Source organism: Streptomyces sp. NPDC002076 (assembly GCF_053593835.1).
In genome coordinates, this window is the sequence record NZ_JBSFDI010000005.1 from 101,019 (window position 1) to 124,751 (window position 23,733).

Below are 23,733 nucleotides of genomic sequence, written 5' to 3' on the forward strand. Positions count from 1 at the left end.
CAGCCATTGACAGACGCCCATCGCTCGCGGCTTGCAAAGAGCATCAACTCGCGCCATATACCTTCGTTTCATTCCTCAACTGCCGCTAACTCCCACCTATACAAAGACATCTGCTTTTTTCATTGACAGAGAAAAAGAACCTCTCTAAGTTTCCGGCCATGCGCTCGGCCCCCTCCCATCAGGCGGCCCCGGACATGACGCCGGCCGCTTCACTCGTGTTCACCACGCTGCTCTCCCACGGTCCGCTCACTCGGGCCGAGGTGGGACGGCGGACCCAGCTCTCTCCGGCCGCCGTGACCAAGGCGGTGCGTCCGCTGATGGAACTCGGCTATCTGGTCGAGGGCGTGGACGAAGAGGCGCCTCCGGCGGTGGGGCGTCCGGCCAACCTGGTGTGGGTGGACGGGGGAAGGGCGCTGTTCATCGGGATCAAGGTGACAGGCGACGAGATCATCGCCGTACTGGCCGACCTGTGTTGCCGTGTCCGGCTGTCCCGGCACGTCCGGCTCACGGGCCGTGAGCCGGAGGCGGTGCTCCCCGTCATCACCGCGCTGGTACAGGAGTTGCTCACGGAGGCCGACGGATTCGGTGTGCAGGTGCGGGGCCTGGGCATCGCGATCTCGGGGGACGTGGACCGCGCGGACGGTGTGGTCCGCTACTCGCCCTTCCTGGAGTGGCGGGACGTACCGCTCGCCGAGATCGCCGGGACCGCGACCGGGCTACCGGTCACGGTCGACAACGACGTGCGGGCGCTCACGGTCGCCGAGCACTGGTTCGGGGCCGGAGTCGGTCTCTCGGACTTCGCCCTGGTGACCGTGGGCGCCGGCATCGGATGCGGTCTGGTGGTCCATGGGCAGGTGGTGTCGGGCGCGCACGGCGTGGCCGGTGAGATCGGGCATCTGGCGCTCGATCCGATGGGCCCGCTCTGCCACTGCGGCAACCGAGGGTGTGTGGAGGCCATCGCGGCGGATCCGGCGATACTCCGCGCAGTCCGCGCGGCCACGGGCGAGCAAGTGACCGATGCGACCGAGGCACTGGAGCTGGCCCACGGCGGGGACCCCGGTGTCAGAGCGGTCTATGCGCGAGCCGGTGAAGCCATCGGCAAGGCCATCGGCTTTCTGGTGAACATCCTCGGCCCCGAGCGGGTGGTCATCTCCGGAGAGGGCCTGGCCGCCTACGACCTGGTCGCCGAGGGCATCCGGGACGCGTTCGCCGCGTCCGCCTTCGGCACCGCTGCACAGTGCGACCTGGTGACACGACCCCTGCCCTTCGAGGAGTGGGCGCGAGGGGCCGCGGCCACCGCCATCCAGTCCTTCATGGGATCGGGCATGTGAGAAGGAGTAGCGATGACGCTGCAGAGCCGCAGCCGCCCGCACCATCCGACCTCTTCGCGGCAGGGGTTTTCATGACCGCGATCCCCGCGCCCCTGATGTGCTGCACCGTGCAGCGCCGGTTCATCAGCGGGTTCCCCATCGGCTCGGGCGAGGGCTGAGCCGCCGGCCCGGCACGTCGGGCGGCCGCCCACCGCGGTCCGGCCATCCGACCTCTTCGCTCAGGCGTCGGGCCTCCTACCGCGCCCCTCCCCCGCCCGGAACTACGCCCGTCCCCCACCGGGTGCCACCGCACGTTCCCCCTCACCTCACCTCAGGAGGCGACCCATGCGGTCATCCCCGTACAGAGTCCTGCGCGGAGCCCTCCCCGGCCTCCCGCGCCGCACCGTCCGAGCAACGCTGGTCCTGGCCGTCACGGCCGGACTCGCCACGGTGGTCCCGGCCACCGCCACCAGCGCCACGGCCTCCGACTCCACGAGCTCGGCCGTGGCCTCGGCCGCGACCACGGACGACGCTTCCTCCGGCCTTGCGGCCAAGCCGTACATGGGCTGGTCCAGCTGGAGCATGCAGTCCTCCCAGTACCCGGGCCTGAACCCGGACGGCAACTACAGCTACCTCACCGAGGCGAACGTCCTGAAGCAGACGGACGCCCTCGCCGCCACCCTGAAGAAGTACGGCTACGACCATGTCAACATCGACGCCGGCTGGTGGATGGACAAGAACTGGACGTCCGAGTTCGACCAGTACGGCCGTCAGACACCCGACCCGGTCAGGTTCCCGAGCGGCATGAAGGCGGTCGCCGACCACATCCACTCCAAGGGTCTCAAGGCCGGCATCTATCTGCCCGTGGGCCTGGAGAAGGGGGCGTACGGCGACGGCAAGGTGCCAATCCGGAACGCGCCCGGCTGCACCACGACGGACATCGTCTACCCGGATCTGCGCACCACCAACGGCTGGGACAGCGCCTACAAACTGGACTTCGACAACCCGTGCGCGCAGAAGTACATCGATTCGCAGGCGCAGATGCTCGCGGACTGGGGCTACGACTTCCTCAAACTGGACGGGGTGGGCCCCGGCTCGTTCAAGTCCGGTGACAACTACAACAACGTCCCGGACGTGGCCGCCTGGCACCAGGCCATCGCCGGCACCGGGCGCCCGATCCATCTGGAGCTGTCCTGGTCGCTCGACATCGGGCACGCCGCCGACTGGAAGAAGTACTCCAACGGCTGGCGCATCGACACCGATGTGGAGTGCTACTGCAACACCCTTGTCACCTGGGAGAACTCGGTCAACGACCGGTGGAACGACGCTCCCGCGTGGAGCCACGAGGCAGGCCCGGGCGGCTGGAACGACCTCGACGCGATCGACGTCGGCAACGGCGCGATGGACGGTCTCACCAACGCCGAGCGGCAGAGCTACATGACGCTCTGGGCCATCAACAAGTCGCCCCTGTTCACCGGTGACGACCTCACCAAGCTGGACAGCTACGGCCTCTCCCTGCTGACCAACCAGGAGGTCATCGGCGTCGACCAGAACGACTCGCCCGTCGCACGCCCGGTCACACCGCTCGGCGATCAGCAGGTCTGGGACACCAGGAACGCCGACGGCACATACACCGTCGCCCTGTTCAACCTCGGCGGTTCGTCGGCCTCGGTCACCGCCGACTGGGCGTCCTTCGGCTTCACCGGCGCGGCCTCCGTGCGCGATCTGTGGAACCACCAGAACCTCGGCACGTACCGGAACAGGATCACCGCGACGCTGCCCGCGCACGGCTCACGGCTGTTCACCGTCAAGCCCGGCGGCACCCCACTGGCCACCACCCGCTACGAGGCCGAGTCCGCGGACAACACCCTCACCGGCAACGCCTCCGTCGCCGGATGCGACTCCTGTTCCGGCGGCAAGAAGGTCGGCAATCTCTATCTCGACAGCAAGCTGCAGTTCAACGACATCACGGTGAAGAAGGACGGCATCTACACCGTCAACGTCGCCTACGTCAGCGGCGATCCCCGCTCGGTCACCGTCTACTCCAACAGCGGCCACGGCACCAGCCTGAGGTTCCCCTCCACGGGCGACTGGAACACGGTCGACACCGTCAGCGTCCAGTTGGCGCTGAAGGCGGGCTCCAACACCATCACGTTCGACAGCGGCTGGGACTACTCCCCTGACATCGACAGGATCGACGTACCCAAGTCCGCCTGACCGTCCCCGCGGGGCCCGGGGCGGCACGTCCCCCACGCCCCGCCCCGCCGCCATCCGGTTCCGCGGCGACCAGGCATGCCCAACTGCCCGTATCCGTCCCCCGCATGCGCCGTTCCCCCGACATGGAGTGCACCACGTGGACACCGAACACACCGAGCACACCGAATCGCGCGACAACCACCCGAGCCGCAGAGGCTTTCTCGCTCTCGCCGCCACCGCCGGCGCGGCCGCCGCCCTCGGCGGTCTGCCCGCCTTCACCGCCTCGGCGGCCCCCCTCCGTCCCACCTCATCGCCCCTGCTGTCCACGGCCGCCGCCGCGAGGAACCAGCTGTGGTGGCAGGCTCCCGGCTCCGCCAACTCGATGATCCAGCAGGGCCTGCCGGTGGGAAACGGGCGTCTCGGAGCACTCGTGAGCAACGACCCCGCCACCGAACTGCTGACGATCAGCGACGCCACCTTGTGGACCGGCGGCCTCAACGACACCCTGCAGAGCGACGGCCAGTTCCCCTACGGCCGGGACGACTTCGGGTCCCTGACCCTGCTGGCCGAGCTCACCGTCGACATCCTCGGGCACGACCTGGGCTCGGTCGACAACTACCGCCGCTCCCTCGACCTGGCCCAGGGCCTCGTCAGCGCCTCCTACGACCTGTCCGGCGTCACCTACCAGCGGCAGATCTTCGCCAGCCGCCCCGACGACGTGATCGTCCTGTACTTCTCCCAGCAGGGCGGCGGCACCTACACCGGTACCGTGACCCTCGCCGGCACTCACGGCGAGACGACCACCGCCCACAGCGCCGGGCACCACGCCTCGTTCGGCGGTTCCTTCGCCAACGGGCTGAAGTACGGCGCCGCCGTCACGGCCCGCAGCGGCAGCGGCACGATCGCCGTCGACGGTACGTCGATCTCCTTCAGCGGCTGCAAGGACCTCACCGTCGTGGTCAGCGGCGGCACCAACTACGCGCCGGACGCGGCCGCGAAGTTCCGTGACCCTGCCCTGGTTCCGGAGCTCCTGGCACGGGCCAAGGTCCTGAACGCGGCCGGCAACTCCGCGAGCACACTGCTGCACACCCATGTCGCCGACTTCCGCCCAGTGTTCGAGCAGTTGGACATCGACCTCGGCACATCGTCCGCCGCACAGCGCAGGCTGGACACCTGGCAACGGGTGCAGGCCCGCTACCGGGACGACGTCCCCGACCCCGAACTCGAGGCCGCCTACCTGCAGTTCGGCCGCTACCTGATGATCTCCGGCTCGCGCGGCACGCTGCCGATGGGCCTGCAGGGTCCGTGGCTGGACGGCAACGACCCCGACTGGATGGGCGACTACCACACCGACATAAACGTCCAGATGAACTACTGGATTGCCGACCGCGCGGGCCTGTCGGGCTGCTTCGACGCCTTCGCGGACTACTGCCTGGCGCAGCTGCCCTCCTGGACGGACTCCACACAGCGGCTGTTCAACAGCCCGACCAACAGATACCGCAACTCCAACGGAAAGCTCGCCGGTTGGACCGTCGCCATATCCACGAACCCGTACGGCGGTGGCGGCTGGTGGTGGCATCCGGCCGGCAACGCCTGGCTCTGCCAGAGCCTGTTCGAGCACTACGAGTACACCCAGGACCTCGCCTACCTCGAGAAGATCTACCCCCTCATCAAGGGTGCCGTGGAGTTCTGGGAGGCCCGCCTCATCACCACGACCGTCACCGACGCATCCGGAGCCTCGCGCGAGGTCCTGATCGCCGACAGCGACTGGTCGCCCGAGCAGGGGCCGTTGGACGCCAAGGGCATAACCTACGCGCAGGAACTGGTGTGGAACCTCTTCGGCAACTACCACACCGCGACCCAGGTGCTCGGCAGGGACGCCTCCTACAGCGCGACCATCGACGGTCTGCGCGGGCGCCTGTACCTGCCCGTGGTCAGCCCCAGGACCGGCTGGCTGGAGGAGTGGATGTCGCCCGAGAACCTCGGCGAGACCACCCACCGCCACCTGTCCCCGCTCATCGGCCTCTTCCCCGGCGACCGGATCCGCCCGGACGACTCCACGCCGAAGGACATCCTCGCCGGCGCGACGGCCCTCCTGACCGCGCGCGGCATGAACAGCTACGGCTGGTCCAACGCCTGGCGCAGCCTGTGCTGGTCGCGGCTGAAGAACGCGGAGAACGCCTACCAGCTCGTCGTCAACAACCTCAAGCCGTCGGTGAACGGCAGCAACGGCACCGCGCCGAACCTCTTCGACATCATGGACATGGGACAAGGCCGCGGCATCTTCCAGATCGACGCGAACTTCGGCACCCCCTCCGCGATCATCGAGATGCTGCTCTACTCACGGCCGGGTCACGTCGAGTTGCTGCCCGCCCTGCCGTCCGCGTGGGCGGCATCCGGCTCGGTGTCCGGGGTCGGAGTCCGCGGCGGCTTCGTGGCCGACCTCAGATGGAAGAACGGCAAGGTCACGCAGGCGACGCTGAGGAGCGTCGGCGGCCGTGCCACGACCGTCTTCGCGGGCGGCACATCGCGAAGGATCAGCCTCAAGCCCGGTGAGTCCGTCACGCTGGGCACCTTCGGCTGACGGTGCGGACCACGAGAAGAGCGGAGAGAACGACCATGTCCCCGAAGAAGAGAAGCTCAGCGGTGGCTCGCCGACGGCATCGTAGAACCCTGCTGTCCGTGTTCGGAGCGCTGACCGGCCTGGCCCTGACGGCAGTTCCGCTGAGCACCGCGCAGACGGCGAAGGCCGCCACGTCCGCGTCACAGGCCAAGGGCACACGGGTCAGCGCCTGGTCGCCCAGCATGACGACCGGCGGCCCGTCCTTCACCGACCAGACCATCCGGATGGTGGTGCACAGCAGCGTCTCGGGCTCGGGCGCCCGCATCACCCTGTCCAACCGGTACAGCACCACCCCGCTCGACGTCAGCGCTGTCGACCTGGCCGTCCAGGCGAGCGGCGGCGAGGCGACGCGCGGCACCACGCGGAACATCACCTTTGGCGGATCCCGCCACATCACGATCCCTGCCGGCGAAGAGGCGGTCAGCGACGTCGTACCGATCTCGGTCGGCGCCGGGGAGAACCTGCTCGTCAGCCTCTACGTGCCCGGTACGACCGGGATGTCGACCTGGCACTCCGACGCGTTCGACACCACCTACCTCACCTCCGGCAACCACGCCGGTGACGACAGCGCCGCCGCGTTCGGCACCACCACGACCTCCTGGTACTACCTGGCAGGGCTGGACGTCGTGGCATCGACCGCGCGGGGCACCGTCGTCGCCTTCGGGGACTCCATCACCGACGGCTACCACTCCTCGACCGGCACCTACAGCCGGTGGCCCGACTTCCTCGGGCGCCGCTTGGGCGCCGGACCGGGTCCGCAGAGGCTGAGCGTCGTCGACGCCGGCATCGGCGGCAACCGGGTCCTCACGGACGTCCCGAACCTGTGGCAGGGCGTCAGCGCCCTCAAGCGGTTCGGGCATGACGCCCTGGGCCAACCGGGCGTCAAGGACGTGATCCTCTTCGAGGGCATCAACGACATCGGCAACAACGCCGGGCCCGATGGCCGGCCGCTGACCGCCCAGGACCTCATCGACGGCTATCGCACCCTGATCGACGAGGCGCACGCCGCCCACGTCGGCGTCATCGGCGCGACCCTCATGCCGGACGAGGGCAACGGGTACTACACGCCTGCCGCCGAGGCGATCCGCCAGAGCGTCAACCAGTGGATCCGCACCGGCGGCGCCTTCGACGGCGTCATCGACTTCGACCGGACGATGCGTGACCCCGCTAACCCGGCCGCACTCAACCCGGCGTACGACTCGGGCGACCACATCCACCCCGACGACGAGGGCATGAAGGCCATGGCCGACGCGATAGACCTACGACTCCTGCGCACCTGACACCCACCACCGGGCGCGCCGTCGAGGACGGTCACCGACGCCGCGACACGCCCAGATCGATGAGGTAACGCTTGGTCACCCGGCCGCCGTACCGCTGGTCGATCAGAGCCGCGACGCAGTCCAGCAGTCCGGTCCTGGCGGCCTCCGGAAGAGCGCGGTGGCCGGAGTAGGTGCGCAGCAGTTCGAGGTAGTCCCCCGTGGTGCAGGTGAGCTCGCGCTCGTAGCGGCGGAACACGGTGGGGCCGAAGCGGCCGCTGCGCACCACCTCCTCCACATGGTCCGAGCCGTCGATGTCGGCGGCTTCGGGAGGCCGCAGCCCGGGCGGCGTCCCGGGGTCGAACCGCTCGTAACAGCGCTGGACCTCCACGAAGAACTCCTCGCTTCCGCCCCGCACATGCTGGGTGCGCACCACAGCGAGCGCGCCACCGGGACGCAGCGCGTCGGCGGCCTTGGCCATCCGGACCGCCGGGTCGATCCAGTGGAACGCCGTCGCCGAGACGACCGCGTCGAACGGCTCGTCAGGCAGCGGCCATTTCTCGAACTCGGCCGTCACCACCTCTACCGCCCCGGCCCCGGCCAGGTTGCGGCGGGCGAGCGCGGCCATGCTCGGCCCCGCCTCGACGGCTGTGATCCGACACCCCCGCCGTGCCAGGGGCACCGTCGCCTGGCCGGTCCCGCAGCCCACCTCCAGTACACGGCTGCCGGGGCGGGCACCGGCGAGGTCCGCCAAGTCGTCATACAGCTCCTGCGGGTATCCCGGCCTGGCCCGGTCGTACAGCTCCGCCTCTTCGTCGAATGTCCGGCTCAGGCGCACCCGCCGGGATTCCTCGGGCCTGTCGTCACGTCGCGCTTGTGTGATGTCGTCGGACACGCCGAGCAGACTAGCGAGTCCGCCGATCGTGAGCGGCACAGCTCATCCGTCGACACGGACCGCGAACGCCAGGGAGTGGCGGGGCGCGTCCTCGTAGCAGGCGAGGTCCCAGCCCGCCGCCTCCAGAGCGGGCCGGAGGTTCTCCTCGGCCAGTGGGGCGGCCGGGTCGAGTGGACGTCCATGGCGGGCGGCGCGTTCGGCAGGGCCGGAGGGGTGGTAGAGGAGCAGTACAGCGCCGGGAGCGGTCACCCTGACCCACTCGCGCAGCGCCGCCGCGGGGTCGGGGACGTGATTGATCAGGCCCGCACTGAACACGCCGTCCACCGCGCCTGCCGGCAGCGGCAGCCGGCAGGCGTCGGCCAGCAGCAGGGCGCCGTCCGCCGTACGGCCTTCGCGCCTCGCGGCCGTGAGCATCGCCGGGGTGAGATCGATCCCGACGACAACGCCCCGGCGCCGACTTGAGCGCGCAACGCGGGCAGTACGCGAGCAGGACCCGTCGCGCAGATGCATGGATGGAGGTCCGGTCAGGCGTCGCTCGGCCCGGCGCCCTCGCGCACCACGCGGACCTCGCTGCCGTCGAGGGCGGCGAGCACCTCGGCGCAGATGGCCAGTGCCGTCTCGGCCGGGGTGCGCGCGCCCAGGTCGAGGCCGATGGGGCCGTGGATGCGCCCGAGGAGTTCCTCGTCGAGTCCGGACTTGGTGAGATCCGCGGCACGGCGGGCCTGGGTATGGCGTGAGCCCAGCGCACCGACGTAGCGGATGCCGGTGGTCAGCGCGGCGGACAGCACGGGGACGTCGACGTCCGGTTCATGGCTGAGGACGACCAAGCAGGCGGCGGCCGGACGCTGGGCGAGCAGCCGGACGCAGTCCTCTGCGGCGGACTCCACCGTGGCGTGCCAGTCCAGCAGGCGGGCCTGCGCGGCGAGCAGCTCGGCGAGTTCGCCGCCTCCCACGATGACCAGATGGGGTACGGCCGGGTACGTCTCGATCAGGACGAGTCCATCGTCCGCGGAGCGCAGGTCCCGGCCGACGCGGCGGCGGCTGAGCAGCTCCCGAGCGCGTTCGACGGCCTCGGCGGGCCCGCCGCCACCTTCCGGCGCGGGTGACGCCACGGTGCTGGTCACCCGGGTCCGCGCCGCGTCCAGACGGGTGATCAGCGCGGCGTCGGCTCCCTCCGCCAGCAGGTCCCACCAGCGGGCGGGAACCGTGTGCAGGGACTGCAGCAGCACTTCGGCCTGACCACCACAGGTCAGGCCCGCCCGCTCCACCTGGTCGTCGTGGACGGACACCTCGCGTACGCCCGCGGTGTGGTCCGCGGGCAGGGCAGCGGCCTCCGCCGCGAGATACGCGTCGAACGCACCGCGGTAGAGCGTGCCGTGGCAGCGCCCGTCCTGGTCGATCAGGACGGCGTCAGCAGGGCGCCGGGGGCCGAAGCCCCGCTCGGTGAGGGGGCGGGCGAGGACGCCGGTACGTCCCTGAGCCGCCCACTGCCGTGCCGTCTCGGCCAGTTCACGCATGATCGCGACCCTCCTCGTGGTGGGGTCGGCACCGGGGACCGTCTGGTTCAGCGTCGGCACCGTGACCGGAATTCTCGCATGATCACGAATCTCGGCGCTCTGCCTGCCGCGAGGGAAGGTCGTTGCGGACCGCGTCGGCGTGCTCGGCGATGTAGTCCTCGACGACCGACCGGAAGCCGGCCTCGGGCTCAAGGCCGAGTGCGGCGGCGCGTGTGTTGTCGAAAACGGCGGGCCATGAGGCCACGATCGCTTCGACGGCCGGGTCGGGTGTGATGCTCACGAGGTCGGCGACGGCGTCGCCGGCCACCTGCCGCAGGGTGGCGAGCATCTCGGCGACCGAGACCGTGAGCGCGGGAAGGTTGACCGGCGCCGTGCCGTCGAGCCGGCCGGGCCCGGTGCCACGCTCGGCCTCGGCGATGCGGAGCAGTCCGTGGACCGTGCGGCGTGGTGAGGACAGGGCCACCCGGAGGCCGGGGCGCACCGGGCAGGTCGCCGGCAGCCCCGCCAGCGGTTCGCGGATGATGCCGGACAGGAAACCGGATGCGGCGGCGTTCGGTTTCCCGGGCCGTACCGAGACGGTCATCAGGCGGGCGATGCGTCCGTCGAGGAAGCCGTGGCGGGTGTAGTCGGCGATCAGATGCTCGCAGATGAGCTTCTGCGTTCCGTAACTCGACTGCGGCAGGGGCAGAGTCGATTCATCGACCACCGGGGGCAGGGGCAGCCCGGGGCCGCCGCCGTACACGGCGAGGCTGCTGGAGAACACCATCCTCGGCGACGGCCCTCCGGTGGCCGTCTGTGCCCGGGCGGCGTCGAGCAGGGCGCGGGTGGTGTCCACGTTGGCGCGCATGCCGAGGTCCACGTCGGCCTCGCACTCGGCCGACACCGCGGCGGCGAGATGGAAGAGCACATCCACCGGCCGCGCGAACACCTCGTCCAGCCGGTCGATGAGGTCGCCGTGTACGACGTCCACGAGGGGGTCGGTCACCGGTGGTGAGCCGGGCTCCACGGTGCGGTCGGCGAGCACCAGTCCTTCGATCGGTGCGCCACCGAACGTCCGCGTCCGCAGCAACGCGGTGGCGAGCCCGCGTCCCAGGAAACCGAACCCGCCGGTGATGACGACCCTCACGTGACGACTCCTCGGTAGTGGCCCGGGCGGCCCAGCCCCTCACGGTGATCTGCCGGGCCGGACAGCCGCAGGGTGCGCGCCAGGCGCAGGCACGGCGCCCAAGTACTGTCTGCCGGTCCGCGCCCAGCCGCAAGGGCGTCCGGTCGACCGGACGGGTGGCCACCACCGAGGCGGGAGTCGCCCAAGGCCTGCTGCACCGGCACTTCGCGGCCGACGCCGACATCGACATGCTCGCACCGGCGCCTGCAGACGTCGAGAAGGTCGTCACGTGGCGGATCCCGTTCCTCAGGCGGCGGGTCTCCCGGTGGATCCGGTGGTCGTACTGCCAGGCCATCTTCTCGGGAGTGGCGAGGCGGGCGAACAGCGGCAGGAGGGCGTCCCGGAACACCCGGCCGGCCGGTCCGGCGGTTTTCCCGCTGTTGGTGCGGGCGGCCTGGGCGATCACCCGCTCGACCCGGGCGCGGCGGGCGTGCTCGTAGTCGGCGAAGGCTCGCGGGTGCGGCAGGTCCCGCAGGGCACGGGCGAGTTCCACGGCACTCTCCGCGGCGAGTGAGGCACCCTGGCCGGAGCTGGGCGAGGCGGCGTGGGCGGACTACCCGGAGTTCCCCGCCGCGCTCTCCTTCACCATGATCCTGCTGCCGTGGGAAGCGGAGGCCGATCTGTCCGCTCGCGCCGCCCAAGTACGCGCGCAGCTCGCCGAGTTGAAGGCCGCTGCCGAGGGAGCGCGGCGACTGGCACTGCCGCGCGTCACCATGCTGGAGGACGAGTACCGCCGTGCCGTACTGACCGCGGAGCTCGCATGGCTCGACGCTGTCACCTCCGACCTCCGCTCCGGCGCGCTCACCTGGGACTACGAATCCCTGACGGCGCTGGCCCGGGCCACGTCCTGAGGCCGCCGCCGACGCGACGCGTAAGTCCTCGGCGGCGCCGGTCCACCGGGCGCGGGACGTTCACCCCGCCGAGCGGTGCCGCCGTGACCGGCCCACAGTCGTCACGGTGCGTCTCCGTCCCAGTCGAAGTGGCGGGGGTCGCCGGGGCGTGGGGCGTACATCGCCCGGCCGCCGGCGCCGAACTGCCCCAGCTCGGTGGGGAGGGCCGCACGGGCGCCGAGCTCGGCCCGCGTCCAGCCGGTTATGTCGAGCAGCAGCCCGTCCAACGGCCCGCCGACCAGTTCGGCGTACCGGCGTCCCGGCCGCGGGCCCGGCTGGTCGTGGTCCTGACCGTAGACCCGGCCGCGAAGCAGTTGCTCATCGTTCCTGTCCATGTGGCCAGCCTTGCAGTCACCACTGACATCGCCACGGGCCGGACTCGCTGGGGGACGGACGCCGACGCGATGCCGGTGGCACTTCTCCAGCGCGGCGATCTGCTGTGAAACGCCGCCGGGGAAGCGCCGACGGTCTTGTCCGCCGCGCACTCCCTCGCCGCCGGGCACGCCCGACCCGGGCCGGTCGTCCAGGGATACGCACAGGGCGCGACCCGGGCCTGTGTCACCATCGCCACCCACACGGGCAGTTGGCCTTCACCGTGCCGCTCGCGCCGCCCGCCCCTGCGCGTCCCGTTCACCATCGACTTCTCCTCGACCGCCCGCTTCCACAACAGCGACGACAAACTGCCGTTCGGGCCGGCCGACCCCGGCCGGCAGGACGGGCCTGCACGAGGTCACCGGACCACAACGCGCTGATCGGCCGCTCCGGTGAGCTGCCCGGCTTCCTGCAGGCGCCCATGGTCGGCGAGGTCATGCGCGACGCCCCGAAGCGCACGTGGTGTGACCAACGATGCCTCAGGTGATGTGATCGACGATGCCTCACGTGGCACACGCATACCGACGGCTCACGTGGTGTGAATCCCGATCGAAAGGCCGAACCATGTCGACGATCAGTCAGTGGCAGCTGCGGGCCGCGTTCGCCGCGCGGCTGTCGCAGATGTACGGGCGGGAGGTGCCCGCCTACACCACGCTGGTGGACGTCTCGCGCGAGGTCAACGAGGACGTCCTGCGCGCGCGGGGAGCCGACGCCGAACGCCTCGGATCCATCGGCCGGGTGACCGCCGAGCGCCACGGCGCCATCCGGGTCGGCACACCGCGGGAACTGCAACAGGTCGCCCGCGTCTTCGCCGCCCTCGGCATGCACCCGGTCGGCTTCTACGACCTGCGGGAGGCCGCCGCCAGCGCCGTCCCCGTCGTCTCCACCGCGTTCCGGCCCATCGACGACGAGGAACTGGCACGCAACCCCTTCCGGGTGTTCACCTCGATGCTCACCCCCGCCGACCCCCGCTTCTTCGACGCCGACCTGCGCTCGCGCCTGGAAAACTTCCTCGCAGGCCGCGAACTCTTTCCCCCCGAGCTGCTGACCCTGGCCGACCGGGCCGCCGCCGAGCGGGAACTGCCCGAGGACGAGGCCGAACGCTTCCTCCACCTGGCCGTGCGGGCATTCGAGTTGTCCCCCGAGCCGGTCGACAAGGCCTGGTACGAGACGCTGGAGCGGATCTCCGCCGTCGCCGCGGACATCGGGGGCGTACGCAGCACGCACATCAACCACCTCACCCCGCGCGTCCTCGACATCGACGAGCTGTACCGCCGTATGACCGAGCGCGGCATCGAGATGATCGACACCATCCAGGGCCCGCCGGCCTGGAAGGGCCCCGATGTGCTGCTGCGGCAGACCTCCTTCCGGGCCCTGGCCGAACCCCGCGCGATGCGCACCCCGGACGGCAGCATCATCCGCGGCGCGCTGCGGGTCCGCTTCGGCGAGGTCGAGGCCCGCGGCATCGCCCTCACGCGCAAAGGCCGAGCCCTGTACGACGAACTCCTCGGCCGCGTCGACGAACAGGCGTCCCAGCACCCCTCGGAGCCCCGAGGCGACATCGCGCGCGCCGTGTGGGAGCGCTACATGCCCGGAAGCGAACGGGAACTCGCCATCGAGGGGCTGGCCTACTTCACGTACCGGCTCAGCCTCGACCACCCTCGCGACGGCAGCCCGCCCGCGGATCTCGACGATCTCGTGCGCGAAGGGTGGGTGCGCGCGGAGCCCATCGTCTACGAGGACTTCCTGCCCCGCTCCGCCGCGGGCATCTTCCAGTCCGACCTCAGCGGCGAGGGCACTCGCGACAACGACCGGCAGGGCACCGCCTACGACGCCGCCTGGCTCTCCGGCGCCATCGGCCGCGACGTCCTCGACCCCTTCGACCTCTACACGCGCCAGCAGGACCGCTCCCTCGCTCAGGTCGCCCACGACCTCGGCCTCACCGGCACCCTCCACTGACAACGCCACGGTGCGCCCGGGCACGTCGGCGCCGATGTTCCGAGGGCGGCACGCGCGGGCGCGCAGGTCGTCCGTGGTGGGCAGTGCGGCGCCGCCGCCGAGATCGGGGCACCCCGTGCTGTGCGCCGCGAGGCGCCCTGAGCCGGGTCCAGGCCCAGGGCGGCAAGATGTTGGCCGGCGGAAACCGGCGCCTTGCCGACGAGGGCCCGGAGGGCAACGGGGAGATACGGATCCCGGGCGAGCCCGGCAGCGCCTATGCCGCCCCGTTCTGATCACCTCGCCTCAGGACGTCTCGGCCTGCGGAACGCACTGGGGTGACTCTCCGGCCGAGCACGCCCGTCCCGGAACGCCACGCGCCGCTATCGCCGCCGGTGCCTCGCACGTCGTCGTGGGGCGGACAGTCACACGTGCCGCGGACCCAGCGGCCGCGTACCGCCAGGTCCGCAGCAGCCTCGCCTAGTCAGCAACAGGCCGCCGGGCAGGGCCTTCTGCTGTGGGCCGAGGTTGTCGCATCTCGGACGGCGTGCGGGGCAGCGTCGTCACAGGCAGCCGGTCTTCGTTCTCGTGCACGGTCCGTCCGTGGGCCCCCGTGACCAGGCACCGCGTGGCCGAACACCTCTCGCTCGGGTCTCGGCCGACGGAGTTGTGAACCGGCGATTCGGTGCGGGTCGTGCCAAGCTGGGAATCCGGTCGACGGGCGCGCGTGGCGGTATCCCGGCCGTCGGACCGGTGCCCCGTCGCCGGGGGCGCGTCGACGCTGGGAACGGTGAGCACGAATGAGCCCGAGCTCCGCGAATGGCCCGGATCCGGGGCCGACCGGTGCCGGCCACGGGCCTGCCGTCTCCCGTCGGGAGTTCGACGCGCTCTTCGAGGCGGTCCGCACATGGGGCCGCTGGAGCCCGGCCGACCGCGGTGCCTGGAACCGGGTGACCGCGGAGCATGTACGGCGGGCCACGGCCACGGTGCGGTCCGGGCAGGTCGTCCCGCTGGCGCTGCCCTGGAACACCCTGCCCGGCCCCGACAACCCCAGGCCCGCTCTGCACCACATGACCGATCTCGGTGACGTCCAGAGCCCGGAACCCTCCACCCACAAGGACTTCATCGCCGCCGACTACCACGGCAAGGCCGTCTCCCATCTCGACGCCCTGTGCCACGTGGCCTATCGGGGGCGGCTCTACGACGGGCGGACGGCAAAGGACGTCGTCGGCGCGGCAGGTGCCCGGTTCGGAGCGGTGTCGGCGCTCGGTCCCCTGGTCACGAGGGGAGTTCTCCTCGACCTCCCCGCCGTACTGGGGATCCGCTGGCTGGAGCCGGGGCAGGCGGCACATGCGCAGGACGTCATCACTGCGGAGAAGGCGCTCGGCGTGAGGATCGGCGAGGGCGACGCGGTGCTGTTGCGCTCCGGGCACGTCCGCCGCCGCAGGGACCTCGGCGCCTGGGACCCGGACACGGCGAGCGCGGGCTTCCACGTGGACGCCGTACCGCTGCTGGCAGAACGTGGCATCGCGCTGCTCGGCGGCGACGGCGACAGTGACGTACGGCCCTCACCCGTCGACGGCGTGCACTCGCCCGTCCATGCCCTGGTCGTCGCCGCGATGGGCGTGCCGCTGCTGGACAACCTGGATCTGGAGGCGCTGTCGGCCGCGACGGCGGAGGCGGGACGGCATGAGTTCCTGCTCGTCGTGGCGCCGCTGAACGTCCCGGGCGGGACGGGTTCGCCCGTCAATCCGGTCGCCGTCCTGTGACTGCACGCACCTAATGTCCGTATTCTCATCTATGTCATATGGTTTTGGAAAAACGGACTCTTGCAGTCGCGAGTGAGGCGAAGCATGGTTCGGGCCGGTGGGAAAGCAAAACCGATGGCGCGTGCGACAGACGGCACGGGGCTCGCCCGTTCTCGTGAGCATTTCCTGGAGGGGGAGCCGGTCGAGGCCTGCGTGCGCACCGCCATCTCGAACTCGTGGCAGCGCTGCCGGGCCCTGGGGCTCTCGCCCGACCAGTCCAGTCCTCCCTTCCGGGCCGACGTCGAGTGTGATGCCCGTATCGTCCGAGCGGCCGTGCCGGTGCTCGACCGGCTGCAGGCCTGGTTCGCCGGCAGCAAGATGAACATCTCCGTCGCCGATGCGACCGGGACGGTCCTCCTGCGCCGCTTCGGAGAGGCGTCGCTGGCCAGAAGCCTCCCGGCGTTCCAGCGCGAGCCCGGATTCGTCTTCGCCGAGCAGTACGCCGGCACCAACGGAATCGGTCTCGCCCTGGCGGAGCGGCAGCTCATCCATGTCTACGGCGCGGAGCACTTCGCGGAGCGCTCCCAGGGAAACGCCTGCCGCGCGCTGCCCGTCCGCGACCCGGTCAGCGGCCGCATCGAAGGCGTCCTGTGCTTCGGCTATCCACGCAGCGCCGAGGACCCGGCGCTGGCCACCGTGATACGCAGGGCGGCCCACGCCATCGAGAGGCGGCTGCTGGCACAGAGTTCCGAACGTGAGCGCGCCCTGCTGCGGGCCTATCTGGGCACCACGGCCGAAACCGCCGCCGGCCCTCATCACAGCGTCGTGGTCGGCGACCTGGCGCTCGAGCTGCGCACTCATGACCAGGCGATCCTCATGGAAGAGGCCGCCGAGCTGATCTCCTGCGCGCAGCTTGCCGCTGTCCGCGTTCCCCTGTCCGACGGCAGGTGCGTCACACTGGTGAGCCGTCCGGTGAAGAGTGCCACCGGGGTGGAGGGCTTCGCCATCGAGGCCGTCCTGCCCGGCCCCGCACCGCACGAGCCCCTCATCGTCCCGCGGTCGGCCGAGGAGCCACAGCGCCTCCCCGCCCAAGCCGCCGCCTCCGCCGTCCCGCCGCCCGGGGCCGCTCCCCGCGTCGCGGCGCCCGGCCTCGTGCCCGGTCGGCCCGACACGCCCGGCAGAGGCGGAACAGGGGGCCGGCCCGGCGACACGGCGGGCGGTCCCGGCTCCACGCCCCAGGCGAGAGGGCTCGTACTGGTGGGCGAGCCGCACGTGGGGCGGTACGCCCTCGCCGCGCGCCGCCGCCTGGAGTTGCTGACCGACGCGAGCACGCGCATAGGCACCACCCTGGACGTACGCCGTACCGCCCAGGAGCTCGCCGACACAGCCGTGCCGCGCCTGGCCGACTACGTCACGATCGACCTGCCCGAGGCCGTACTGCGCGGTGAAGAGGCCGCCGACCCCCTCACCGACCTGTGCCGAACGGTGGTCCACGGCATCCGCGACGACTGTCCGTTCCACCCGGTCGGCAAAAGCGTCGACTACGGCCCGACCACTCCGCAACTGCGCTGTCTGAGCAGCGGCCAGGCGGTGCTGGAACCGGACCTGAAGACCGCCGCGGGCTGGCTCGCCCACGACCCCGAGCACACCGAGGAGCTGCTGACCCACGTCCACTCCCTCATCGCGGTCCCCCTGGTCGCCCGCGGCGTCATCCTGGGCGTGGCCGCCTTCTACCGCGGGCAGGATCCCGCGCCCTTCGGTGACGACGACCGTTCCCTCGCCCATGACCTCGCCACCCGCGCCGCCCTGTCCATCGACAACGCCCGGCGTTACACGCGCGAGCGCACCATGGTGCTGGCCCTGCAGCGCAGCCTGCTCCCGCACGGTCAGCCCGACCAGGACGCCGTCGAGGTGGCGCACCGCTATCTGCCCGCGGAGTCCGACGTGGGCGGGGACTGGTACGACGTCATCCCCCTCTCCGGCACCCGTGTCGGCCTCCTGGTCGGCGATGTCGTCGGCCACGGCATGCTCTCCGCCGCCACCATGGGCCGGCTGCGCACCGCCGCACGCAGCTTCGCCGAACTCGACTTCCCGCCGGACGAAGTCCTCGTCCACCTCGACAACCTGGTGGGACGCCTCGACCGGGAGGACCCCGCCGCAGCAGACTCGGGCATCATCGGCGCAACCTGCCTGTACGCCGTGTACGACCCGACCACACAGCAGTGCACCATGGCCCGGGCCGGTCATCCTCCCCCGGCCCTGGTCGGCCCCGACGGCACGGTGTCCTTCCCCGACCTGCCCGCCGGGCCCCCGCTGGGCCTGGGTGGCTTGCCGTTCGAAGCGGCCGAGATCGACCTCCCCGAGGGCAGCGGGCTGGTGCTCTACACCGACGGACTCATCGAGGACCGGAACCGCGACGTCGACTTGGTCCTCGACCGGCTGCGCGACGCCCTGGCCCATCCGGGACGTACACCCGAGGAGATCTGCGAGGTGGTCCTGAACACGGTGGCGCCGGCCCACCCCCATGACGACATCGCCCTGCTCGTGGCCCGTACCCACGCTGTGGACCCTCATCGGATCGCCACCCGGGACCTGCCCGCCGACCCTTCCCTCGTCAGCGAGGTCCGCGCCTGGGCCCTGCGGCAGCTGGCCGACTGGGGGCTCGAGGAGGCCTCCTTCGCCGCGGAACTGGTGCTGAGCGAATTGGTCACCAACGCCATCCGCCATGGCTCCGGGCCCATCCGCGTACGTCTGCTGCGCGACCGTACCCTGATCTGCGAGGTCTCCGACACCAGCAACACCGCTCCGCACCTGCGTCGGGCGGCCACCACCGATGAGGGCGGCCGGGGACTGTTCCTCGTGGCCCAGGTGGCACAGAGCTGGGGTACGCGCTACATCCGGCAGGGCAAGGCCATCTGGGCCGAATGGGAACTCGACGGCGCCTGAGGCCACCGGCGCGGCTGACCCGTTGGTGTCACGGCAGGCGGCAAATCCGGAATACCGCGATGTGCTCGACTAGCATCACTGGCGAAAGTCGGGACGCAATCGCCATGCCGACCCCCGGAGATGTCCGTGCACGACCCTCCCGACACCTCTGCGAACGCCGTCAGGACGTTCGGGGCCGACCCCCTGGTCCGCATCCGCGGGCTGGCCAAGCGGTTCGGCGGGACCCGCGCACTGGACGGGGTGGACCTCGACGTCCGGGCCGGCAGCGTCCTCGCGCTGCTCGGCCCCAACGGTGCCGGGAAATCCACGCTCATCAAGGTGCTGGCGGGCGTCCACCACGCCGATGCGGGGCGGATCACGGTGGACGGGCATCCGCTCGGCAGTCACGCCGCCTCCCGCAGCATGTCCTTCATCCACCAGGACCTCGGGCTCGTGGAGTGGATGACGATCGCCGAGAACTTCGCCCTGACCGTGGGATATGCGCGCCGCGCGGGACTGATCTCCTGGCAGCGGACCCGGGAGCAGTGCGCCGACGCGCTGGGCACCGTCGCCGGACACCTCGATCCCGACACGCCGATCGCCCGGCTCGGGCCCGCGGAACGCTCACTGGTCGCCATCGGCCGCGCCCTGGCGGCCCGCGCGAAGCTCGTCGTCCTCGACGAGCCGACCGCCCGTCTTCCCGCCGCGGACTGTGCCCGGCTCTTCCGTGTCCTGCACGCCCTGCGCGACCGGGGGCACGGCATCCTCTACGTCACCCATCGCCTGGAGGAGGTGTACCAGGTCGCGGACGCCTTCGCCGTCCTGCGCGACGGCCGGCTCGTCAGCCACGGCCCGCTCGCGGGCCACAGCCGCGCCCGGCTGATGCACGACATCCTCGGCGCGGAACTGACCCGCCACCACCCCGCTGCCGGCCCCGCGGGCGGCCCCGCCGTCCTCGTCCTGGACGGCGCACGGACCGTCGGCACGGGAGCGGTCACCCTGGAACTGAGGGCCGGGGAGGTCCTGGGCCTGGTCGGCCTCTCGGGCGCCGGGCACATGGACCTGGGCCGCGCTCTCGCGGGCGCCCGGCCCTTCCTCGGCGGGCGGGTACTCCTCGACGGCCGGCCCTACAGCCCTCGCACGGTCGCCCACGCCGTCGCTCGCGGCGTCGGGTTCGTGCCCGGTGACAGACAGCGGGAGGGCTGCGCCGCGGGGCTGACCGTACGCGAGAACCTCATGGCCAATCCCCGTGCGGGAGGGCTGCCCACACCGCGCTGGATCGGTCCCCGCCGTGAACGCGCCCGGGCCGCACAGCTGATCGAACGGTTCGCGGTGCAACCCCGCGACAGCGAGGCCCCCCTCGCCACTCTGTCCGGCGGAAACCAGCAGAAGGTCCTGATCGGCCGGTGGCTGCGGGTGGGCCTGCGTCTGCTGATCCTGGAGGAGCCGACCGCGAGCGTGGACGTCGGAGCCAAGGCCGCGGTCCACCGCCTGCTCGCCGAGGCGCTGGCCTCAGGCCTCGCGGTCCTGCTCGTCTCGACCGACTTCGAGGAGGTGGCCGACGTGTGCCGCCGCGCCCTGGTGTTCGTCCGCGGATCCGTGACGGCCGAGCTCAGCGGTGCGGGCCTCACGGTCGCGGGGCTCACCCGGGCGGCCTCGGCCATGCCGGCCTCCGGAACCGCCAACTCATGACCTCCCCGCCCTCGCCCCTCTCGCCCCACTCCCGGCCGCGCCGACGGGGCCCGGCCTGGCACCTGGTGAACGCCTACGGCCTTCTGGTCCTCACCGCCCTGCTCTTCCTCCTCTTCTCACTCACGCTGCCGCGTACCTTTCCCACACGTGAAACCGTTGACTCGATCCTGTCCAACCAGTCGATCCCGGCCGTCCTCGCGCTCGCCGCCATGGTCCCCATCGTGACCGGCTCGTTCGACCTCTCCCTCGGCTACGGCCTCGGCCTGGCGCACGTCATGGTGCTGCAACTCGTCGTCAACGACGGATGGCCCTGGCCCTGGGCCTGCCTCGTGGTGCTCGCCGGAGGGGCGGTCGTGGGCGTGGTCAACGGTGTCGTCGTCGAGTTCGGCCGGATCGACTCCTTCATCGCCACCCTCGGAACCGGCAGCATGCTGTACGCCGTGACCGGCTGGGTCACGGGCGGCGGCCGGATCGTCCCGGGCCCGCACGGTCTGCCGGCCGCCTTCACCGGCATCTACGACTCCAGGGTCCTCGGCCTCCCGCTGCCCGCCCTGTACGTGCTCGCCCTCGCTGTCGCCCTCTGGGTGGTGCTGGAGCGACTGCCGCTCGGCCGGTGCCTGTACGTCATCGGTTCCAATCCACGCGCTGCCGATCTGGCCGGCATCCCGACCCGCAGGTACACCGTCTACGCGTTCGCCGCGTCGGGGCTGATCGTCGGCTGCGCGGGCGTACTGCTCGCGGCTCAGCAGGAGATCGGCAATCCCAGCGTCGGCCTCGACTATCTCCTGCCCGCCTTCGTGGGCGCCCTCCTCGGCTCGACCGCGATCAAACCCGGCCGTCCGAACGCCCTGGGCACGGTCGTCGCCGTCGCCGTGCTCGCCGTCGGCCTCACCGGCATCGGCCAGATGGGTGCCGACTTCTGGACGATCCCCCTGTTCTACGGCGGCACCCTGCTGCTCGCCGTCGGCCTGGCCGGCTACTCCGCCCGCCGACTGCGCACCGGGGCCGACGCGGCCCGCGACGCACCGCCCGCAGCGCAGCCGCCGCCGTCGGCGCCCGGAGACGGAACCGCCGGCATCGCTCCATGACCTGCACCAGGGCCGGACTCCGAGCCCCGGCCGCGCCCTGACGCTCGCCCTCCGCGAGGAGCTCCCGTGCACCGAATCCGCAAGTCCACCCCCCGCGCCGTCACGGGCCGGTCCGTCGCGATCGCACTGCTGGCCGCGGCAACCGCCGTCACCGGCTGCCGGGGCGGCTCGTCGAACGGCCCCACGGCGTCCACCAACGGCCCGGGCGGCTGCCCCACGGCCCAGACCGGGGCCCGGGCCGCCGTCGCACGAGCGGAGCAGACAGACACCGCCTGGAACGGGCCGACCAGCGGCCCGGCGGCGGTGTCCGGCAAGTCGATCGTCTACGTTGCCCAGACCATGACCAACCCCGGAGTCGCGGGCGTCGCGAACGGCGTGCGGGACGCCGCGAGAGTCATCGGCTGGCACGTCCGGGTGATCGACGGTGGCGGCAGCCCCGCCGGCATCCAGGCGGCCATGAGCGAGGCCGTGGCTCTCAGACCCTCGGGCATCGTCATCGGCGGCTTCGACCCCGGTTCGACCTCGCAGCAGGTCGCTCAGGCCAAGGCGGCCGGCATCCCTCTCATCGGCTGGCACGCGGTCGCTTCCCCCGGCCCCAGCAGGCGGCCCGAGCTCTTCACCAACGTCACCACCCGGGTCGAGGACGTGGCCCGCATCAGCGCGCAGTGGATCATTTCGCTCTCCAACGGCCGGGCCGGGGTCGTGCTCATCACCGACGCCTCGATCCCCTTCGCGAGGCAGAAGTCCGAGCTGATCAGGAAGGAACTCGCCACCTGTTCCGGGGTGCGGCTGCTCGCGTACGAGAACATCCCCATCCCGGACGCGAGCAGCCGCACCCCGCATGAGATCTCCACCCTCCTCTCCCGATTCCAGAGCAGCTGGACGTACTCCGTGGCCATCAACGACCTGTACTTCGCCGACGCCGCCCCCGCCTTCCGGGCAGCCGGCAGACAGGGGGCAGGCCCGCCTTTCAACATCGGCGCCGGCGACGGTGACCCGTCCGCCTTCCAGCGCATCAACAACAGGCAGTACCAGGCCGCCACCGTTCCCGAGCCGCTGTCGCAGCAGGGCTGGCAGATCGTGGACGAGTTCAACCGCGCCTTCTCCGCTCGTCCCGCCAGCGGCTACGTCGCCCCCGTCCACGTCTCGACCGCCGCCAACAGCGCTGGTGCCACGACCTGGGACCCGCCTGGCTACCGGGAGGCGTACCGCAGGATCTGGGGCAGATGAACGGGTCCGAGTGTTGGTCGTGGCGATGCCCTCGCCATGGCCCCGTGGTGCCGCAGAGGCCAGGTGGCCGGGAGAGAATGGCCGCATGACGGACAAGCAGGCGGCGACGCTGTCACGCAAGACCTATGAGGCAGAACTGCTGCGGCTGCAGACCGAGTTGGTCAAGCTGCAGGAGTGGGTGCGAGCCGAGGGCGCCCGGCTGGTCGTCGTCTTCGAGGGGCGGGACGCGGCCGGAAAGGGCGGCGCCATCCAGCGCGTCACCCAGTATCTCAACCCCCGTGTCGCCCGGATCGTGGCGCTGCCGAAGCCGACGGAGCGCGAGCGCACCCAGTGGTACTTCCAGCGGTACGTCGAGCACCTCCCGGCCGCCGGGGAGATCGTGCTCTTCGACCGGTCCTGGTACAACCGGGCCGGTGTCGAGCGTGTGATGGGCTTCTGCACCAGGGAAGAGCACCAGCTGTTCCTGCGCCAGTGCCCGATCTTCGAGCGGATGCTGGTCGAGGACGGGATCCTGTTGCGCAAGTACTGGTTCTCGGTGAGCGACGCCGTACAGCAGGAGCGCTTCCAGCGCCGCCTGCAGGATCCGCTGCGGCGCTGGAAGCTGTCGCCGATGGACCTGGAGTCGATCACCCGTTGGGAGGCGTACTCCCGGGCGAAGGACGAGATGATGGTGCACACCGACATCGCCGAGGCGCCCTGGTACATCGTCGAGAGCGACGACAAGCGGCGCGCCCGGCTGAACATGATGGCGCACCTGCTGTCGTCCGTCCCGTACCACGAGGTGCCGCCACCGGTGCTGGAGCTGCCGGAGCGGCCGCCGTCCAGCGGCTACGAACGGCCGCCGCGTGCTCTGCAGACCTACGTCCCCGACCACGCGGCGCACCTGTGAAC

19 protein-coding genes are annotated in these 23,733 nt (G+C 71.2%); 14 read left to right on the plus strand and 5 right to left on the minus strand.

Annotated elements, in window-relative coordinates; genetic code table 11:
• Positions 1–158: 158 nt before the first annotated feature.
• The 4 genes from ACWCQS_RS12485 to ACWCQS_RS12500 all read left to right on the plus strand — a co-directional run bounded on the left by ACWCQS_RS12485 (position 159) and on the right by ACWCQS_RS12500 (position 7,409).
• A complete protein-coding gene (locus tag ACWCQS_RS12485) occupies positions 159–1,331 on the plus strand; it encodes an ROK family protein (RefSeq protein ID WP_451004400.1) in 1,173 nt (390 codons plus the stop codon).
• 324 nt (positions 1,332–1,655) lie between these two features.
• Positions 1,656–3,527, plus strand: a complete 1,872-nt coding sequence (locus ACWCQS_RS12490; protein WP_451004401.1) for an alpha-galactosidase D — start codon at positions 1,656–1,658, stop codon at positions 3,525–3,527.
• Positions 3,528–3,663: 136 nt separating this feature from the next.
• The gene (locus tag ACWCQS_RS12495; protein WP_451004402.1) at positions 3,664–6,090 is read left to right on the plus strand and encodes a glycosyl hydrolase family 95 catalytic domain-containing protein; all 2,427 of its coding nucleotides are present in this window, start codon (positions 3,664–3,666) and stop codon (positions 6,088–6,090) included.
• A gap of 98 nt (positions 6,091–6,188) precedes the next feature.
• The gene (locus ACWCQS_RS12500; protein ID WP_451004403.1) at positions 6,189–7,409 is read left to right on the plus strand and encodes an SGNH/GDSL hydrolase family protein; all 1,221 of its coding nucleotides are present in this window, start codon (positions 6,189–6,191) and stop codon (positions 7,407–7,409) included.
• A 31-nt stretch (positions 7,410–7,440) separates the two neighbouring features.
• Here the strand turns inward: ACWCQS_RS12500 and ACWCQS_RS12505 are convergent, their stop codons facing one another.
• The 4 genes from ACWCQS_RS12505 to denD all read right to left on the minus strand — a co-directional run bounded on the left by ACWCQS_RS12505 (position 7,441) and on the right by denD (position 10,923).
• A complete protein-coding gene (locus tag ACWCQS_RS12505) occupies positions 7,441–8,280 on the minus strand; it encodes a class I SAM-dependent methyltransferase (RefSeq protein ID WP_451004404.1) in 840 nt (279 codons plus the stop codon).
• 42 nt (positions 8,281–8,322) lie between these two features.
• The gene (locus ACWCQS_RS12510) at positions 8,323–8,790 is read right to left on the minus strand and encodes a class I SAM-dependent methyltransferase (RefSeq protein ID WP_451004405.1); all 468 of its coding nucleotides are present in this window, start codon (positions 8,788–8,790) and stop codon (positions 8,323–8,325) included.
• Positions 8,791–8,804: 14 nt separating this feature from the next.
• Entirely contained in the window at positions 8,805–9,797 is a 993-nt protein-coding gene (locus ACWCQS_RS12515) for an XdhC family protein (RefSeq protein WP_451004406.1), read from the minus strand.
• 82 nt (positions 9,798–9,879) lie between these two features.
• Positions 9,880–10,923 (minus strand): D-erythronate dehydrogenase, encoded by a 1,044-nt coding sequence (gene denD / locus ACWCQS_RS12520; RefSeq protein WP_451004407.1) that lies wholly within the window; start codon positions 10,921–10,923, stop codon positions 9,880–9,882.
• Positions 10,924–11,078: 155 nt separating this feature from the next.
• Between denD and ACWCQS_RS12525 the strand changes: the two genes are divergently transcribed.
• Together ACWCQS_RS12525 and ACWCQS_RS12530 are read left to right on the plus strand one after the other, a co-directional pair.
• Positions 11,079–11,402, plus strand: coding sequence for a hypothetical protein (locus ACWCQS_RS12525; RefSeq protein WP_451004408.1), 324 nt, complete (start codon positions 11,079–11,081; stop codon positions 11,400–11,402).
• Positions 11,403–11,549: 147 nt separating this feature from the next.
• Positions 11,550–11,813, plus strand: coding sequence for a hypothetical protein (locus ACWCQS_RS12530; RefSeq protein WP_451004409.1), 264 nt, complete (start codon positions 11,550–11,552; stop codon positions 11,811–11,813).
• Positions 11,814–11,914: 101 nt separating this feature from the next.
• Here ACWCQS_RS12530 and ACWCQS_RS12535 read toward each other — a convergent pair whose 3' ends face one another.
• Positions 11,915–12,187 (minus strand): hypothetical protein, encoded by a 273-nt coding sequence (locus ACWCQS_RS12535; RefSeq protein WP_451004410.1) that lies wholly within the window; start codon positions 12,185–12,187, stop codon positions 11,915–11,917.
• A gap of 135 nt (positions 12,188–12,322) precedes the next feature.
• Between ACWCQS_RS12535 and ACWCQS_RS12540 the strand changes: the two genes are divergently transcribed.
• The 8 genes from ACWCQS_RS12540 (at position 12,323) to ppk2 (ending at position 23,731) form a co-directional block, all read left to right on the plus strand.
• Positions 12,323–12,604, plus strand: coding sequence for a hypothetical protein (locus ACWCQS_RS12540; RefSeq protein WP_451004411.1), 282 nt, complete (start codon positions 12,323–12,325; stop codon positions 12,602–12,604).
• A 184-nt stretch (positions 12,605–12,788) separates the two neighbouring features.
• Complete coding sequence (gene hglS / locus ACWCQS_RS12545) at positions 12,789–14,183, plus strand: 2-oxoadipate dioxygenase/decarboxylase (RefSeq protein WP_451004412.1); 1,395 nt, start codon at positions 12,789–12,791, stop codon at positions 14,181–14,183.
• A 776-nt stretch (positions 14,184–14,959) separates the two neighbouring features.
• Complete coding sequence (locus tag ACWCQS_RS12550; RefSeq protein WP_451004413.1) at positions 14,960–15,928, plus strand: cyclase family protein; 969 nt, start codon at positions 14,960–14,962, stop codon at positions 15,926–15,928.
• A gap of 84 nt (positions 15,929–16,012) precedes the next feature.
• Positions 16,013–18,853: a SpoIIE family protein phosphatase gene (locus ACWCQS_RS12555; protein WP_451004414.1), complete on the plus strand. Its 2,841-nt coding sequence runs from the start codon at positions 16,013–16,015 to the stop codon at positions 18,851–18,853.
• 126 nt (positions 18,854–18,979) lie between these two features.
• Positions 18,980–20,524 (plus strand): sugar ABC transporter ATP-binding protein, encoded by a 1,545-nt coding sequence (locus tag ACWCQS_RS12560; protein ID WP_451004415.1) that lies wholly within the window; start codon positions 18,980–18,982, stop codon positions 20,522–20,524.
• Entirely contained in the window at positions 20,521–21,612 is a 1,092-nt protein-coding gene (locus tag ACWCQS_RS12565) for an ABC transporter permease (protein WP_451004416.1), read from the plus strand. Before ACWCQS_RS12560 ends, ACWCQS_RS12565 begins: the two co-directional genes overlap by 4 nt.
• A 66-nt stretch (positions 21,613–21,678) precedes the next feature.
• Entirely contained in the window at positions 21,679–22,842 is a 1,164-nt protein-coding gene (locus ACWCQS_RS12570; protein ID WP_451004417.1) for a substrate-binding domain-containing protein, read from the plus strand.
• A gap of 85 nt (positions 22,843–22,927) precedes the next feature.
• Positions 22,928–23,731, plus strand: coding sequence for a polyphosphate kinase 2 (gene ppk2 / locus ACWCQS_RS12575; protein ID WP_388629977.1), 804 nt, complete (start codon positions 22,928–22,930; stop codon positions 23,729–23,731).
• Positions 23,732–23,733 lie beyond the last annotated feature (2 nt).